Raw genomic sequence first — 15,042 nt, forward strand, 5'->3', positions numbered from 1 at the left:
AAACGCTCTTAAACACTAAGATAGATTACTCTATCTCAGCGTCGATTACGTCGTCATCTTCTTTTTTCTTTTTCTTTTGAGCTTCAGCATCTGCTGCTTGCTCGCCGCCTTGCTCTTGTTTATACATTTGCTCAGCCATTTTGTGAGAAGCTTCTGTAAGAGCTTTTACTTTCTCTTCTATTTGATCTTTAGTAGCAGAGTCATTTTTTAGAGTCTCTTTTAGATCTGCTACAGCAGCTTCAATTTTTGTTTTTTCATCAGCTTCTATCTTATCGCCCATCTCAGTTAGAGACTTCTCAGTTTGTGCGATTAGTGCATCAGCTTGGTTTCTCAAATCAACCATAGCTTTTCTTTCGCTATCAGCTGCTTTGTTCTCTTCTGCATCTTGAACCATTTTGTTAATCTCTTCTTCACTTAACCCTGAACTTCCGCTAATCGTAATAGATTGAGATTTTCCTGTACCTTTGTCAGTTGAAGAGACTGTTAATATTCCGTTTGCATCTATATCAAAAGTAACTTCGATTTGAGGTACACCACGTGGTGCTGCTGGAATATCACCTAACTCAAAAAGTCCTAAAGACTTGTTGTCTTTTGCAAACTCTCTCTCACCTTGAACAACTGAGATACTAACTGCTGGCTGGTTGTCTTCAGCAGTTGAGAATATTTGAGATTTTTTAACAGGTATAGTTGTACCTTTTTCAATAATCTTAGTAGCAACTCCACCTAAAGTCTCGATACCAAGGCTCAATGGAGTAACATCTAATAGAAGAACGTCTTTAACATCTCCTCTTAAAACTCCACCTTGAATAGCAGCACCCGCAGCTACAACTTCATCAGGATTAACACTTTTGTTAAGTTTTTTTCCGCCAAAGTATTTGCTAACTGCCTCTGCTGCTGCTGGAACACGAGTAGAACCACCAACCATGATAATCTCTTTAATGTCTCCATTGCTTAAATCTGCTTCTTTCATAGCTACTCTAATATGCTCTATCGTTTCTTCAATAAGCTCTGAGATCATTCCCTCAAATTTAGCACGAGTTAGTTTGATAACTAAGTGCTGTGGTCCTGCATCTGTCATTGTAATAAATGGCAGGTTTATCTCAGTTTCACTTGAAGAACTTAACTCTTTTTTAGCATTCTCAGCAGCATCTTTTAGACGTTGCAACGCCATTTTGTCATTTTTAAGGTCTATGCCATGAGAGTTTTTAAACTCACTATTTAGAAAGTCAACGATCTTATTGTCAAAGTCATCTCCACCTAAAAATGCATTACCATCAGTTGAGAGAACCTCAAAAGTACCATCTGAAATCTCTAAAACAGTAACGTCAAATGTTCCACCACCAAGGTCATATACTAAAACATTCTCTTCTGCTTTACTCTCAAGACCATAAGCTAGTGCAGATGCAGTTGGCTCGTTTATGATACGAAGAACATTTAGCCCAGCGATTGTTCCAGCGTCTTTTGTTGCTTTTCTTTGAGCATCATTAAAGTATGCTGGAACTGTAATAACTGCGTCAGTTACGCTAGATCCAATGTACGCCTCTGCATCTTCTTTTAGTTTAGCTAAAATCTTAGCTGAAATCTCTTGAGGAGTGTAGATTTTACCTGCTACGTCAACGCATGCTGAGCCATCTTTATCAACGATATTGTATGTTACTTTATCGTGTGCCTCTTTAGCATTTTCTTCATTCATCATAAGACCCATAATTCTCTTAATAGAAGAGATAGTCTTCTCTGGGTTTGTGATAGCTTGACGTTTAGCAGGATCACCTACTAAAACCTCGCCTTTATCTGTAAAAGCAACTATTGATGGAGTTGTGTTTTTTCCCTCTTTATTTGGGATGATTTTTGCTTCGCCACCCTCGTAAACTGCTACACATGAATTTGTTGTTCCTAAATCTATACCTATTACTTTACTCATTATATTATTTCCTTATAATTTATTTCATAAATTTCAAGGGAACCTTTTCCCTATTCATTTTGTCACGCCAAAGGAACAAAGTCCCTTTGGCTACGCTAATACCCCAAGGGTACTCCGTCGTGCGCGCTGAGTTTCCCTCAGCGGGAAGTCCTCGCAACCTTGTTGCTCTTATACTCTTTTAACCTTTACAAAAATGCCGTAAGCATTTTTGTACTTTAGTGGCAAAGCGCCTAGCGTAGATAATTGGGACTTGTTCCAATTATCGTACTAATATTAACTCGCCACTATAACCATCGCTTCACGCAGTGGTCTATCTTTATATCTATAACCTGTTTGAAAAGTTTGGACTATTTGTCCGCTCTCTACATTCTCACTCTCTACACTTTGAACAGCGTTGTGAATGTTTGGATCGAATGGCTCATCGTGTGACACCATTGTTACACCATGTTTTTCTAAAGAAGTTATAAGTTGCTTATATGTAAGCTCTATCCCCTCTTTTAGTTTGTCGAAAAGTTCTGCTTTGTTTGCATCAGCATTAGCAGAGTTCATAGCACCTTGAAGTGAGTCCATAACTGGAATCAAATCTTTTGCAAACTTCTCATTTGCATAGTCTAGTGCAGTGTACTTTTCGCGTTCAAGCCTTTTTTTAATGTTATCAAAATCAGCGTGAACCCTTGCGTACTTATCTTTTAGAGCTAGCAACTCTTCTTGAAGAAGGTCAAACTCATTTTCTACAGCTTCAGCCTCTGCTTCAGCTTCATCATTTAGCGTATCTGTACTTTTGTCATCTGTGGACTCAGTATCTAGTTCTTCATCTGATTTGTTTTGCATAGTTGTTAAATCACTCCTTTTTTTAAAAAGATAGCATCATTATACATATTGAGTGTAATAATGTCAAGTATTAGTTTAGTTTTTTTATATAAATGAACTTGAGTCTCATTGTATCAAGTCTTAGAAATACTATTTTAAAGCTATTTCTAGTATGATTATAACAATAATAAATTTATCTTTTGGAGGATAATATGAAAATTATAGCATGGATTTTAGGAATAATTTTTAGTTTAATTTTTTTAGCTTATATAATTGCATTTACATCTTTTGGCAACTCAATAATAGCACCTACAATAGAGTTAAAAATAAAAGAGCAGACGAAGATGGATAGTAAGCTTAGTACATTTTCTCTAAGTATGAGTGAGATTGATGTAATTTTGGAGATAAGTGAGCAAAATATTATCAAAATAAAAGGTAATTACTCACTCTTTTCACAAAGTTTTGACCTTAACTATAAAGTGGAGTTAAATAACCTTGCATCTCTTAAACCTCTAACAAATGTAGAACTTCGCAACTCACTCTTTACAAACGGAAAAGTAAAAGGAGATATGGCTTTTATGAACATAGATGGAGTAAGTGATGTGGCTTCTAGCACTACAACTTACCATATTGAGCTAAAAGACCTAAATCCTACTTCCATCATCGCTAAAATAAATGGAGCTAAGCTAGATGAGCTTTTAGAGATGGGAGCACAAAAGAACTATGCAGATGCTAAAATAAATCTTGATGTAAACTTTAAAAATATTGTGCCAAACGCCCTTGATGGAGATGTAGTTTTAAAAACTAAAAACGGTAGTTTAAACACAAAAGTAATGAGAGATGATTTTAACATAAGTATACCCCCAAAAACTGCTTTTGCTATGGGACTAAATGCAAAACTAAAAGGTGCTGATATTATTTATAGCTATGAGTTAGCTTCAAATCTTTTTAAGGTTACGTCATCAGGCTCTTTGACTCCAACCCCTTTGAAGTTAAATGTGAAGTATGCGCTAGATATAAAAGAGTTGGAGCTTTTAAAGCCTTTAAGCGGTGTAGATGTTAGAGGTTCACTTAAAGTAGATGGAACTGCAAAAGGAGTAAAAGAAAAACTTATAGTTGATGCCATTAGTGATGTTGCATCTTCTGAGACAGTTGTTCTTGCCACGCTAGAGGATTTTGAGACAAAGAGTGTTAAAGCTAGGATAAAACATCTAGACATAGCAAAAGCTCTTTTTATGCTAAAGCAACCGCACTATAGTGATGGAAAGTTCTTTTTAGATGCAGATATAACAAATGCAAGGGCTTCAAAGTTAAAAGGGGAGATAACTACTAGCATAAGTGATGGGCTTCTTGATTCAAACTATATTACTAAAACATATGAGTTTAAATCTAAGATGCCAAGAACTTTATTTAAGCTAGATACAAAAACTTCACTTGATGCAGATAGGGCAATTTCTAAAGTTGACTTAGATTCAAGTTTGGCAAACTTAAATATCAAAAATGCAGTGGTAAATATAAAAAGTGGCAAAATTAAGAGTGACTATAAGCTTAATATACCAAATCTTGATAGCCTATATTTTGCAACTGCTCAACACTTAAGAGGCTCTTTGAGTGCAAATGGAGACTTTACCCAAGGTGAAGATATGACTCTAAATCTTTACTCAAAAGTTGCAGGAGGAGAGCTTGTGGCAAAACTTCATAATGATGACCTAAAAGCAGACATAAAAAATATCCAAACTCTAGATGCACTTCATATGCTTATATATCCAGAGATGTTTAAATCATCTCTAGATGCAAAGCTTGACTATAATCTTGCTCTTAAAAAAGGTAAGCTTAGAGGCCAGTTAAAAGATGGAGAATTTACAAAAAATGAGATGCTAGATCTTATAAAGCAGTATGCTAGGATAGATATGTACGCTGAGAGATTTAAGGGTGATGTTAGTGCTGATATCAATGTTGATAAAATAACAGCATCTCTAGAGTTAAAATCAAATACATCATCTATAAAAACTAAAGATACAAAGTTAGACACAAAAGCAAATAGTATAGACTCTAAGATAGATATAGTTGCAAACAAACACCCTATATCAGTGACTTTATGGGGAAATATTTCTTCGCCAAAAGTAAGTGTAGATGCTAAAGAGTTGATAAAAAAAGAGGCCCAGAAAGTCATCAAAAAAGAGGTAAATAAGATTATAGAAAAAGAGGTTGGAAAGTCTTTAGACAAAGAAGTAGGGAAGCTACTTAAAGGGTTTTTCTAAAGAGAGTTTATTTTTCAAAAAGCTCACTGCTCTTTAGTAGTCTATCGCAAGGTTTCGCTATAAAGTAACCTTGCATATACTCAACTCCAAGCTCAGATAACTTATCATAAACTTCGCTAGAGTGGACAAACTCAGCTATAGCTTTCATATTTGACTCTTTTGCAAAGGCTATGATGCTCTTTACTACCTTAAAGTCTCTCTCATTTGTTGCGATATTTTTTACAAGTGAACCATCTATCTTTAAAAAATCGGCTTCTATATCTATAATGCTTTTAAAGTTTGAGTAACCACTTCCAAAATCATCAATAGAGACAGATGCCCCGTAGCTATGGAGTAGTTTTACCTTCTCTTTAAACAGAGCTGTGTTTTGTATCTCATCACTCTCTAAAACCTCTATGGTAACTCTTGACGCTAAAGATGGGTTTGATGCAAAAGTCTCTATAAGAACAGCTTCAATATCTCTGTTTATAAGGTCTGTAAAGTTCATGTTAATGCTAACTCTTTGGCTAGAGTTTTTAAATTTATCAAAGACTAAAGAGAGGATTCTTTTAGTAAGTTTATAGTGAATGTTAGTGTGTTTTAACTCTGGTAAAAATTGTGCAGGTGAGATGATTTTGCCATCAGTATCTATGATTCTAACAAGTGCTTCATACTTAAATATTTCACCACTTTTACACTCATAGATGGGTTGATAGTAGCATAAAACTCTATCTTCCTCAATGGCTTGTTTTACAAAGTAGATATCTTTTGAGCTTAAATCTTGTGTCTCTTTAGAGTTGTCTTTATGGTAGATCACTCTATTTCTCCCCTCTCTTTTTGCTATATAGAGCATTTTATCGGCTACCTTTATGGCTTCATTTAGATCTTTTTCTGCAGCTGGATACTCATGAACTCCTATAGAGACTTGCATCTCTATCTTGTTTTTTTCATATGTAAAGATATGAGAGCTTATATTTTTTCGTATTCTCTCATAAATCTCACTGAGGTTGTCTTTTGAGCCTCGGTTGTAAAGAAGTAGCATAAACTCCTCTCCGCCATATCTTAGGAATATGTCGTTATCTCTGATGGAACTTTTTATGATTAAGCTACATTTAGAGAGTACTTCATCTCCAGCCTTGTGCCCATAAACATCATTTACAACTTTAAAATGATCCAAATCTATCATAGCTAGTGAGTAGTTGTTTAGGTTGAGTCGAGGAGATATTTCCTGGAGATAGTTACGGTTGTAGATTTGTGTAAGAGGATCTGTAAAGATTTTTTTCCTAGTTATAAAGTAGTGAAAAACTTGCATAACGGTCATGAGTAGTAACAAAAATATAAAGATAATTAAGATTACAAAAAAAGTTTCTAAAGGTCTAAGTAGATCTAAAATTTCTGACTGAATATTATCAGTAATATCAACGCTTAAAATACCTATTACCTCGTTTGAACTCTTTATTGGGTAGAGATAAGTTAGATATAGATTTTGCACCTTTTGTTGTTGTATGATTTGAGATTTTGAGTTTTGATATACAAGTGCGTACTCTTTATTAAAAACATCAAATTTTTGATAAAAGTTTGCCTTATCCTCTTTTGAAGCATCTAATAAAAATCTAAATCTATCGTCTGGGTCTTTATAGAGCAGATAGATATATTTTATACTAGGTGTGATAAAAAGAGCTATCATCTCTTCATACTTAGCTCTATTTTCCTTGTTTGAGAGATGAGAAACAAGACTCTCTTTGCTTGTGATGGAATTCTTAGTTATTAGCGTCTCTTCTATATTTTTTAAGATATAAGATACATTCTCTATTTTGCTTTTTTGCATCTTTGCAAATATCTCTTTTTGAGTCTCTTTTATATATAGATATATGTAGATAAAAAAGACTCCTAGAACAAAGAGCATTAAAAACAGAAAAATTTCTTTTGCTTTTACCATATTTTCTCTTCTAGATAAGGGTCTAAATTACTTGAAGCTTGTATGGATAAAGCCTTTAGTCTTGATTTTAGGATAACTATGTTTGGTCTTCCCTTTTTCCAAAAAAACGCACCAAAGCTCTTTGGTACTTGGGATAAAAGCTCATAATCTAAAACAAAAATGATAATATTAGAGCACTGTTTAGGAAGATTTTTTATATCTTGAAGTATCACTATTGTTGCTTTTTTGCACTCTAACGTAGTGTGAATACGCCCTTTTTTTTCCATGGTAATGTAGAGTTTTTTGTTATCACTCCAGATAATCTTTTCTTTGTTTATGGAGATTTCACTTATGATTTTTTCTAAGATTTTAACTTCTAAGTCAAGAGGAGAGTCAGCTGCAAATGAGGATAGTGTTAAAAGAAGTGCTAAGATCAAGCTTCTCATTAAAAAGTGTACTCCATAGTTAGTAATCCTCGTCTCTCCATAGCAGGAACGTCAACTCCGTTTATACGTACTTCGTGAGCCTTATTTAGTAGATTTTCTCCCTTTAGTTTTAAGTCTAATTTTTTGTTTAGTGTATAAGTTACGCCTAGAGTATAGTTATAGCCAGCTGCCATTTTTTCGCCAAATGCAGACTCATAATCTGATCTATATACCAGTTCATTATATATATCAAACTTGCCTATTTTGTTAAAAAGCTGCACTAGAGCGCCTTGATCAGAGCTAACATATTTTTTTTGAAAAATTTTAAAATACTCTAGAGTTATTTTGTTATTGATATCAAAGTTATGTGTAAAACGTACATATGCTCTTTGAAAAGTCGCAGTTTTATCCTTGTTAACATATTTTTTAAGAAAAGGATTAAAGACTATCATATTTTTTGCTTGAGCCTCTCCTGCACTCATAGTTACAATATTTTTTTTAGTTTTATAGGTAAGCTCAGCTGAGTAAATTCTGTTGTTGATACTCTCTAAATCTGGATTAATATTGAAATATGGCGAAAAGGTGGTCTGTCTAAAAGTTGGATACACATAGCTCTTCATAGCAAAGAGTTTGAGAGTCCAGCTATCATCAAAAAGGGCGACATATCCTAGTCTAAGTATATGCTCAGTTGATGACGTGGTATCTACATTTTCGTATCTATCAAGTTTTGCACTAATTGTTATAAGATTATCTTCATTTATGTTGTATAGGTTTTCTGCATAAGCCATAAAAATATTTCTCTTTGTTGGTCCCCAGTTTTTACTCACACTAGCACCATCTCTTTTATACTCATTTATGTCAAATTTTTGGTGTTTTATTTGAGCACAAACAAATAAGTCATTGTTTCTACGAACAAATCTTTTTTCTAAAATAGCATTTATAATATGACTTCCTATATCTACATCAACTTGTTTTGGTTGTGGAGTGTCTGCTGTTAAAATAGCTACAGCATCTTTGTTTAAGACTTCTAGTCTTTCATGTGAGAGACTAAGTATAAAGTTTAGATTTTTATCAAAATGCTTGGTAGCTTGAAGATAAACATTTGTAGCATCAGTATGTCCATCAAGAGGAGCATTACCTAAACCAGAAAAAGAATCATACTTCTCTTTTGTTGCTCCAAACTCTATATCAAAACTCTCTTTTTTTGAAAACTTTGCATAGACTTGACCTCTTTGCCCATCGCGTGATAAATTATATCCATGTGCATCATAAGTTTTGTAGTTATTTTTGCTAACATCAAAATTGGCTAAATATGAGTACTCATCAAACTCTCTTGCATCGATGGCTCGCAGAGTTAGACTGCCTCTTGTATCTATAGAAGTTTGTAGTGAAGTGGCATTTTCACGAGATGGTTCTTTTGTGTATAGTTTTATAACCATACTTCCGGGTTCATTTCCAAAAACAACAGAGTTACCCATCTGATAAACCTCAATGTGGTCTATAAAGTAGAGACTCATCTTCCCATACTGAGTTAGAGCATCGCCTAGAGTAGCAGAGTTTAACTCATGTGAATTTATAAAGAGTTTTACAGAGTTAAAAGCAGTTTGATCACTCCCGCTTTTAGAGAGATTTGTCATTCCTGTTCTTGTAGCTTCTAGGTTAAACATTCTTATAGTTTTTAAGACATCATTTAGAGTATAAGCTTGCATCCTATCTAGGTCTGAACGAGAAAAAAGTATGAGGTTTCCAGCACTCTCTTGTTTTGTTTGATGATAGAGTGATTGTGATTTTTCATATTCGCTCAGCAGATCATCTAGTAGCACCTCTTTTGCAAAAAGAAAGGTAGATATAAAAGATACTAAAAGCAGTAGTCTCATCTGTTACCCTCATGTTATTTTGCTAAAGTTTAGCTCAAAAGTCTTTATATTGTGCTGAGCTACTTAACACTTGCATCTGCGAGAGTTAAGCAAAAAAGAGGAGTGTGGTTATGCCTATTTATTGTTGTGATGGCTTGAGATAGAGTAGAACCAGTTGTAATGATGTCATCAACGAGTATGATCTCTTTGTTCTTAGTTGGACTAAAGATAAAATCTCTTGGATTCATCATCCTAAACTCTTTATTTTTTCCTGAGTAAGAGATGTCATTTTTTGCTCTTAATTTTGCGAACTCTGCTAAGATGATTTTTGAGTTAAGTTGCCTGCTTAGTATGGCTGTGTGAGAGTAACCACTGCTATTTTTGTCATCTATAGGAATGGCGCTTATTTTTTCTTGCCACTCAAATGAAGACGCAAACTCTCTAAAAGAGTTTTTTGCCATGATGGAGTATATATAGTAACCGAGATCTGTGTGTTTTGTGTGAAGAAGGTTTTTGATATCTCTGTATTTGTAAAAAGAGATAACTTCAATGTTGTTAAGGATTTTTCGTTTGTAGATACTTGGAGTTAAAAAAGTTTTTTGGCAAGAGTCGCAGATGTGTGAAAAAGATATGCTCTCACAAAGTAAACACTTCAAATCCTACTCCAAAATCTCTGGCACTCTATGGAGTGCCAACTTTAGTCCATCTTTAAAACTGACATAAATGCTTCTTGTGGAAGTTGTACTTTTCCTATGGACTTCATTCTTTTTTTACCAGCTTTTTGTTTTTCTATAAGCTTTCTTTTTCTAGTAATATCTCCACCATAACACTTAGCGGTAACATTCTTACCCATGGACTTAACAGTCTCTCTTGCTATGACTTGATTGCCAAGAGAGGCTTGAACTGCAACTTCAAAGAGTTGGCGAGGGATAAGCTCTTTCATGTTTTTAACAAGTACTCTTCCACGAGAAAGAGCAGAAGTGCGAGGTACTATGATACTAAGTGCATCTACAACTTCGCCAGCTACTTTTACATCTAGTTTTACAAGATCACCCTCTTTAAACTCAGTAGGTTCATAGTCAAAGGAAGCATAACCTTTAGAGATGGACTTTAGCTTGTCATAAAAGTCCACTACTATCTCATTCATAGGAAGTGAGTACTCAAGCATAACTCTATCTTCATTTAGATAGGTCATCTTCTCTTGTATACCTCTTTTTGAAATAAGAAGAGTCATGATATTTCCAAGATACTCACTAGGTGTGATAACTGTGGCTTTTACATAAGGCTCTTCTATGCGGTCTATATGGTTTAGCTCTGGAAGTTCTGATGGGTTTTGCACCTCTACTAAGTCTCCACTATTTAGGTAAACATGGTAGATAACTGATGGAGCAGTTGCAATGAGGTCTAAGTCAAACTCACGCTCAAGTCGCTCTTTTACAACTTCCATGTGAAGCATTCCCAAAAAACCAACACGAAAACCAAAGCCTAAAGCTATAGAAGTCTCAGACTCATAGGAGAGTGAGCTATCATTTAGTTTTAGTTTTTGTAGGGCATCTCGCAAATCTTCAAACTTATCTGTCTCTATAGGGTAAAGTCCGGCAAAGACAAACGGTTTTGCTGGCTCATAAGTTCCAACAGGCTCGCTAGCAGGGCTTTTAGCATCAGTTATAGTGTCTCCAACATTGACAACGCTAACTTCTTTTAGTCCAAGAACAACGATACCAATCTCTCCACTCTTTATAGCTAATGTTTTTGCTTTTTTTAGCGGATGTGGATACATTAAGTCAAGGACTTGATGCTCCTCGCCATTACTCATAAGTTTTATAACTTGACCCTTTTTAATCTCTCCATCAAAGACACGAACAAGTGCTAAAGCACCTAAATATTGGTCAAACCAAGAGTCGTAAATAATGGCTTTTGTGGCAGCACTCGGATCTCCCGTTGGCGATGGGATACGGTCAACAATAGCATCTATGAGTTCACGAATCCCAACCCCACTCTTAGCTGAGACTAAACAAGCATCCGTTGCATCTATACCTATACTTGTCTCTATTTCTTCTGCTACTTTAATGGGGTCAGCTGCTGGGAGGTCTATCTTGTTTATAACTGGAATAAGCTCAAGATTGCTCTCAAGTGCTAAGTAAACATTTGCAATAGTTTGAGCCTCAACACCTTGTGAAGCATCTACAATAAGCAGGGCACCATCACTAGATGCTAAAGATTTGCTAACTTCATATGAAAAATCAACATGACCCGGAGTGTCGATAAGGTTTAAGATATAGTGCTCGCCATCTTTTACATAGTCAAGTCTAACGCTTTGAGCCTTGATGGTGATACCACGCTCTTGTTCTATATCCATTGTGTCCATCATCTGTGTCTTTAGCTCTCTTTGGCTAACACTTCCACACTCTTGAATGATGCGATCTGCCAAGGTACTTTTACCGTGGTCTATATGAGCGATAATAGAGAAGTTTCTAATGTTTTTCAATGTAATCGTTCCTAGTAAAAATTTTTGCTTTTATGCAAATAGTGAGTTTACGCTCTCATTATGATAAACACGGCGAATCACTTCAGCAAAAAGAGGTGCTACTGTTAGCACTTTTATCTTTTTATGAGGCTGTGAGACTAAAGTGTTTGTAACTATTAGCTCATCGAGTTCGCCATGGTTTAAGTTTTCATAAGCTTTACCGCTTAAAACTGCATGAGTGGCACAAGCCATAACAGAGGTTGCACCTTTGTTTTTAAGTGCAGTTGCAGCTTTTACCATAGTTCCAGCAGTGTCAACCATATCATCAATCATGATAACATCATGACCTTCAACATTACCTATGATGTTCATAACTTCACTCTCATTCGCAGCTTCTCTACGCTTATCTACTATGACCATCTCAAGATCCATTCTTTTTGCAAAGTATCTAGCGCGAGCAACGCCACCGATATCTGGAGACGCTATGATTGGGTTTTTGAGATTTTTACTTTTGATGTAGGTCTCAAATGTGATAGAGCCATAAAGGTTGTCAACTGGGATACTAAAAAAACCTTGTATCTGACCAGCGTGGAGGTCTATAGTAACAACTCTATCTATTCCAACATTTTCGTACAAGTCTGCAACAAGTCTTGCAGTGATGGGTACACGAGGTGCAGCTTTTCTATCTTGTCTTGCATAACCATAGTAAGGAACTACTGCTGTGATGCTTGAAGCTGATGAGCGACGAAGAGCATCTATCATGATAAGTAGTTCCATAAGGTTATCATTTGATGGTGCACCTGTACTTTGTACAATAAACACATCACGACCACGAACACTCTCAGCTATTTGAACTGATATTTCACCATCACTAAATCTTTTTGTTTCAGCTTTTGCTAGTGGGACATTTAAAGTTTGACAAATCTCTTTTGCAAATTCTATACTTGCAGAACCAGCAAAAATTTTATAACCGCGCATACGATTCCTTCTTGGAAAAATTGATTAACGCGATTATATAGTAAGAGTTCTGAGGAGTTGTTAAAATATATAAAAAATTAAAAAATTTCTAACTACAACTTTTGCAAACACCAGAGACGACCAAATCTGTTTTTGATATCTGAAATCTGCCATCCAAGTTTAGTTTACTGACAATAGAATCAATATCTAATTCTATATCCTCTACCATTTTACACTCTGTACAAACTAGATGCGAGTGAGAGCTTTTAGTTAGTTCATAGACTGTTTTGTTTTGAGGTATTTTAATCTCTTGTATGTAGGAGTTATCAAGCATTATGTTGATATTTTTATATATAGTAGCCAAAGAGATTGATGCAAATTTACTCAGCATCATTTCATAGAGGTTGTCTATATTAACATGCCCATAATTGTGAAGTGCGCTACTTATAGCCAATCTTTGAGGAGTTGCTTTTAAGTTGTGCCTTCTTAGTTCATCTGTAAAATTATTCATAACAATATTATACACTAAAGTTGTTTAAAGGATAAAGATTATAATTTAAGTTTAATAATCGTATAATCTTTGCTAAGAGATAAAATTATCTTTTTACTAATTTTTTGGAGAGTATGATGAGACAGTATGAGACATATAAGTGTAACAAATGTGGTAATGTAGTAGAAGTTCAAAGTGTTGGCGGTGGAGAGCTTCACTGCTGTGGAGAGGCTATGGAGATGATAACTAAAGACTTAACTCTAGTAAACTTACTAAAAGCATTTGCAGGCGAATCACAAGCAAGAAACAAGTATGAATATTTTGCGGAAGTTGCTCAAAAAGAGGGGTTTAGAGATATAGCTGAACACTTTCAAAGAGCTGCAAACAATGAAAAGCACCACGCAAAAATGGAGCTAGCACTTCATAATAGAATGGTAAGTGATAGTAAAAATGACTTTGGCGATACAAAAGTAAATCTTCAATGTGCAATAGATGGTGAAAACTATGAAAACACAACAATGTATCCTGATTTTGCAGCTATCGCAAAAGAAGAAGGTCATAGAGAAGCTACAACACTATTTAACAATATAGGTCAAGTAGAAGTTGAACATGAAAATATGTATAAGATGCTCTTAGAGAGACTTGAGAGTGGTGCAGAGTTTGTGAGCGAAGATGCAGAAGAAGCTTGGATATGTGAAGTTTGTGGACATGTTCACTATGGAAAAAAAGCTCCAAAAGCTTGCCCTGTTTGTAAATATCCGCAAGAGTATTTTTCAAGACTAAACTCAAAAAAGTAAAATTTTCTAACTTTTTTAAGGAGAGCGTTTGAAATTTTAGTGTCGCACTTGTGGCACTAAAATAACTCTTTATCGGATGTAGTGTTAAGTAGTTACTACTTTACTCTTTCATAGTTTTTACAAGCGCTCTCATTTCCACCATCACAAGCTTTAGAAAATAGGCTTTTTGCCTTGTTTATATCTTGTTTTACTCCATCACCTTTTATATATATAATTGCTAGAGTATTGCAGCTGCTGTAATGTTCACTGTTACAGGCTTTAGTATAAAATTCAATCCCTTTAGTTTTGTCTTGTTTTACTCCATCACCGTTAAAATATAGTTCTCCTAAAGTACTACAACTATACTTATTTCCACCATTACAAGCCTTAGTATAAAGCTTGAGTGCTTTGTTTTTATCTTGTGCTACAACTTCACCAAGATCATATAAAATTGCCAGATTGTTACAACTCTTTATGTCCCCCTCATCGCACGCTTCAATGTAAGCTTGTATCTTTTTTTGTGTATCTTCTGCTGTGCCTTGATGGGAATGCCCATGATGAGAGTGGTCATGGTGGGCATGGTCTTCATTAGCAAGTAAGTTTATGCTAAAGATTAAGCTAATACTCATAAAAATTTTAATCATTATTTATCCTCGGTTATTTTTTTGTTGTGTATTGTACCAGAAGCTATTATATTTTGAGGTCTAGTTAAGACAAGTTCGATATTAAAATTGGAGTTGAAAGACTAATAGTTTAGATGTTTTAAAGAAGATTTGAATTGTTAATTGGTGGAGCTGTGGAGAATCGAACTCCAGTCCGAAACCACGCTACTCCTAACGTCTACATGTTTAGTAAAGTTGTTTAAGTTTAATCTTGCTTCGCACAGCTTGCAAAGCTACACAAGACGATCCTCTGGGGTTCATTTTGCGCACGAGGCAGACGCAAAATATATCTACATAAGGGTTATACTTCGAGTCCTATTTATCTAGAGTCCATAGGTGAAGCAGCCCGTCCTCTTGCGAGGGGGTAAAACTTAAGCTACTGCTAAAGCTGGGCGATAATTTGTATTGTTTGCGTTTAAGCAAGTTTGAGCCGTATAGCGGAGGTGCTCAGTCCGACATGCAGTTAAAAGCCACTTGATCCCGTCGAAACCAGGTCAGCCCCATGAGTAACATTATATCT

At 35.2% G+C, this 15,042-nt stretch carries 12 protein-coding genes and 1 other RNA gene; 2 read left to right on the plus strand and 11 right to left on the minus strand.

Going from position 1 to position 15,042, the window contains the following annotated elements:
• Nucleotides 1–25 precede the first annotated feature (25 nt).
• Both dnaK and grpE read right to left on the minus strand, forming a co-directional pair.
• Complete coding sequence (gene dnaK, locus M947_RS15515) at nt 26–1,921, minus strand: molecular chaperone DnaK (RefSeq protein ID WP_021286976.1); 1,896 nt, start codon at nt 1,919–1,921, stop codon at nt 26–28.
• 273 nt (nt 1,922–2,194) lie between these two features.
• Nucleotides 2,195–2,752: a nucleotide exchange factor GrpE gene (gene grpE / locus M947_RS15520; RefSeq protein WP_021286977.1), complete on the minus strand. Its 558-nt coding sequence runs from the start codon at nt 2,750–2,752 to the stop codon at nt 2,195–2,197.
• A gap of 191 nt (nt 2,753–2,943) precedes the next feature.
• Between grpE and M947_RS15525 the strand changes: the two genes are divergently transcribed.
• Nucleotides 2,944–4,992 carry a hypothetical protein gene (locus M947_RS15525; protein ID WP_021286978.1) on the plus strand — a complete coding sequence of 683 codons (2,049 nt, stop codon included), beginning with the start codon at nt 2,944–2,946 and terminating at the stop codon, nt 4,990–4,992.
• Between the two features lie 7 nt (nt 4,993–4,999).
• On the opposite strand, the gene M947_RS15530 is transcribed toward M947_RS15525, so the two are convergent.
• The 7 genes from M947_RS15530 to M947_RS15560 all read right to left on the minus strand — a co-directional run bounded on the left by M947_RS15530 (nt 5,000) and on the right by M947_RS15560 (nt 13,105).
• Nucleotides 5,000–6,910, minus strand: a complete 1,911-nt coding sequence (locus M947_RS15530; RefSeq protein ID WP_021286979.1) for a bifunctional diguanylate cyclase/phosphodiesterase — start codon at nt 6,908–6,910, stop codon at nt 5,000–5,002.
• Entirely contained in the window at nt 6,904–7,335 is a 432-nt protein-coding gene (locus M947_RS15535; RefSeq protein WP_021286980.1) for a hypothetical protein, read from the minus strand. The genes M947_RS15530 and M947_RS15535 overlap by 7 nt, the downstream gene beginning before the upstream one ends.
• Nucleotides 7,335–9,191, minus strand: coding sequence for a TonB-dependent receptor plug domain-containing protein (locus M947_RS15540; protein WP_021286981.1), 1,857 nt, complete (start codon nt 9,189–9,191; stop codon nt 7,335–7,337). The genes M947_RS15535 and M947_RS15540 overlap by 1 nt, the downstream gene beginning before the upstream one ends.
• A 59-nt stretch (nt 9,192–9,250) precedes the next feature.
• Complete coding sequence (locus M947_RS15545; protein WP_021286982.1) at nt 9,251–9,826, minus strand: ComF family protein; 576 nt, start codon at nt 9,824–9,826, stop codon at nt 9,251–9,253.
• Between the two features lie 41 nt (nt 9,827–9,867).
• A complete protein-coding gene (lepA, locus tag M947_RS15550; protein WP_021286983.1) occupies nt 9,868–11,658 on the minus strand; it encodes a translation elongation factor 4 in 1,791 nt (596 codons plus the stop codon).
• Between the two features lie 30 nt (nt 11,659–11,688).
• Nucleotides 11,689–12,615, minus strand: a complete 927-nt coding sequence (locus M947_RS15555; RefSeq protein WP_021286984.1) for a ribose-phosphate pyrophosphokinase — start codon at nt 12,613–12,615, stop codon at nt 11,689–11,691.
• Between the two features lie 88 nt (nt 12,616–12,703).
• Nucleotides 12,704–13,105 (minus strand): Fur family transcriptional regulator, encoded by a 402-nt coding sequence (locus tag M947_RS15560; protein WP_031347870.1) that lies wholly within the window; start codon nt 13,103–13,105, stop codon nt 12,704–12,706.
• A 116-nt stretch (nt 13,106–13,221) separates the two neighbouring features.
• Here M947_RS15560 and M947_RS15565 point away from each other — a divergent pair, with 116 nt between their 5' ends.
• Complete coding sequence (locus M947_RS15565) at nt 13,222–13,881, plus strand: ferritin family protein (protein WP_021286986.1); 660 nt, start codon at nt 13,222–13,224, stop codon at nt 13,879–13,881.
• Nucleotides 13,882–13,976: 95 nt separating this feature from the next.
• On the opposite strand, the gene M947_RS15570 is transcribed toward M947_RS15565, so the two are convergent.
• Nucleotides 13,977–14,504 carry a tetratricopeptide repeat protein gene (locus M947_RS15570; protein WP_021286987.1) on the minus strand — a complete coding sequence of 176 codons (528 nt, stop codon included), beginning with the start codon at nt 14,502–14,504 and terminating at the stop codon, nt 13,977–13,979.
• A 142-nt stretch (nt 14,505–14,646) separates the two neighbouring features.
• Nucleotides 14,647–15,024, minus strand: a transfer-messenger RNA (tmRNA) gene (gene ssrA, locus M947_RS23340).
• Between the last annotated feature and the right edge of the window lie 18 nt (nt 15,025–15,042).

Source organism: Sulfurimonas hongkongensis (assembly GCF_000445475.1).
Classification (GTDB): Bacteria; Campylobacterota; Campylobacteria; order Campylobacterales; family Sulfurimonadaceae; genus Sulfurimonas; species Sulfurimonas hongkongensis.

Coding starts and splice junctions, on each gene's coding strand:
- dnaK (WP_021286976.1), bottom strand. CDS start 1,921: ATGAGTAAAGTAATAGGTATAGATTTAGGAACAACAAATTCATGTGTA.
- grpE (WP_021286977.1), bottom strand. CDS start 2,752: ATGCAAAACAAATCAGATGAAGAACTAGATACTGAGTCCACAGATGAC.
- M947_RS15525 (WP_021286978.1), top strand. CDS start 2,944: ATGAAAATTATAGCATGGATTTTAGGAATAATTTTTAGTTTAATTTTT.
- M947_RS15530 (WP_021286979.1), bottom strand. CDS start 6,910: ATGGTAAAAGCAAAAGAAATTTTTCTGTTTTTAATGCTCTTTGTTCTA.
- M947_RS15535 (WP_021286980.1), bottom strand. CDS start 7,335: ATGAGAAGCTTGATCTTAGCACTTCTTTTAACACTATCCTCATTTGCA.
- M947_RS15540 (WP_021286981.1), bottom strand. CDS start 9,191: ATGAGACTACTGCTTTTAGTATCTTTTATATCTACCTTTCTTTTTGCA.
- M947_RS15555 (WP_021286984.1), bottom strand. CDS start 12,615: ATGCGCGGTTATAAAATTTTTGCTGGTTCTGCAAGTATAGAATTTGCA.
- M947_RS15560 (WP_031347870.1), bottom strand. CDS start 13,105: ATGAATAATTTTACAGATGAACTAAGAAGGCACAACTTAAAAGCAACT.
- M947_RS15565 (WP_021286986.1), top strand. CDS start 13,222: ATGAGACAGTATGAGACATATAAGTGTAACAAATGTGGTAATGTAGTA.
- M947_RS15570 (WP_021286987.1), bottom strand. CDS start 14,504: ATGATTAAAATTTTTATGAGTATTAGCTTAATCTTTAGCATAAACTTA.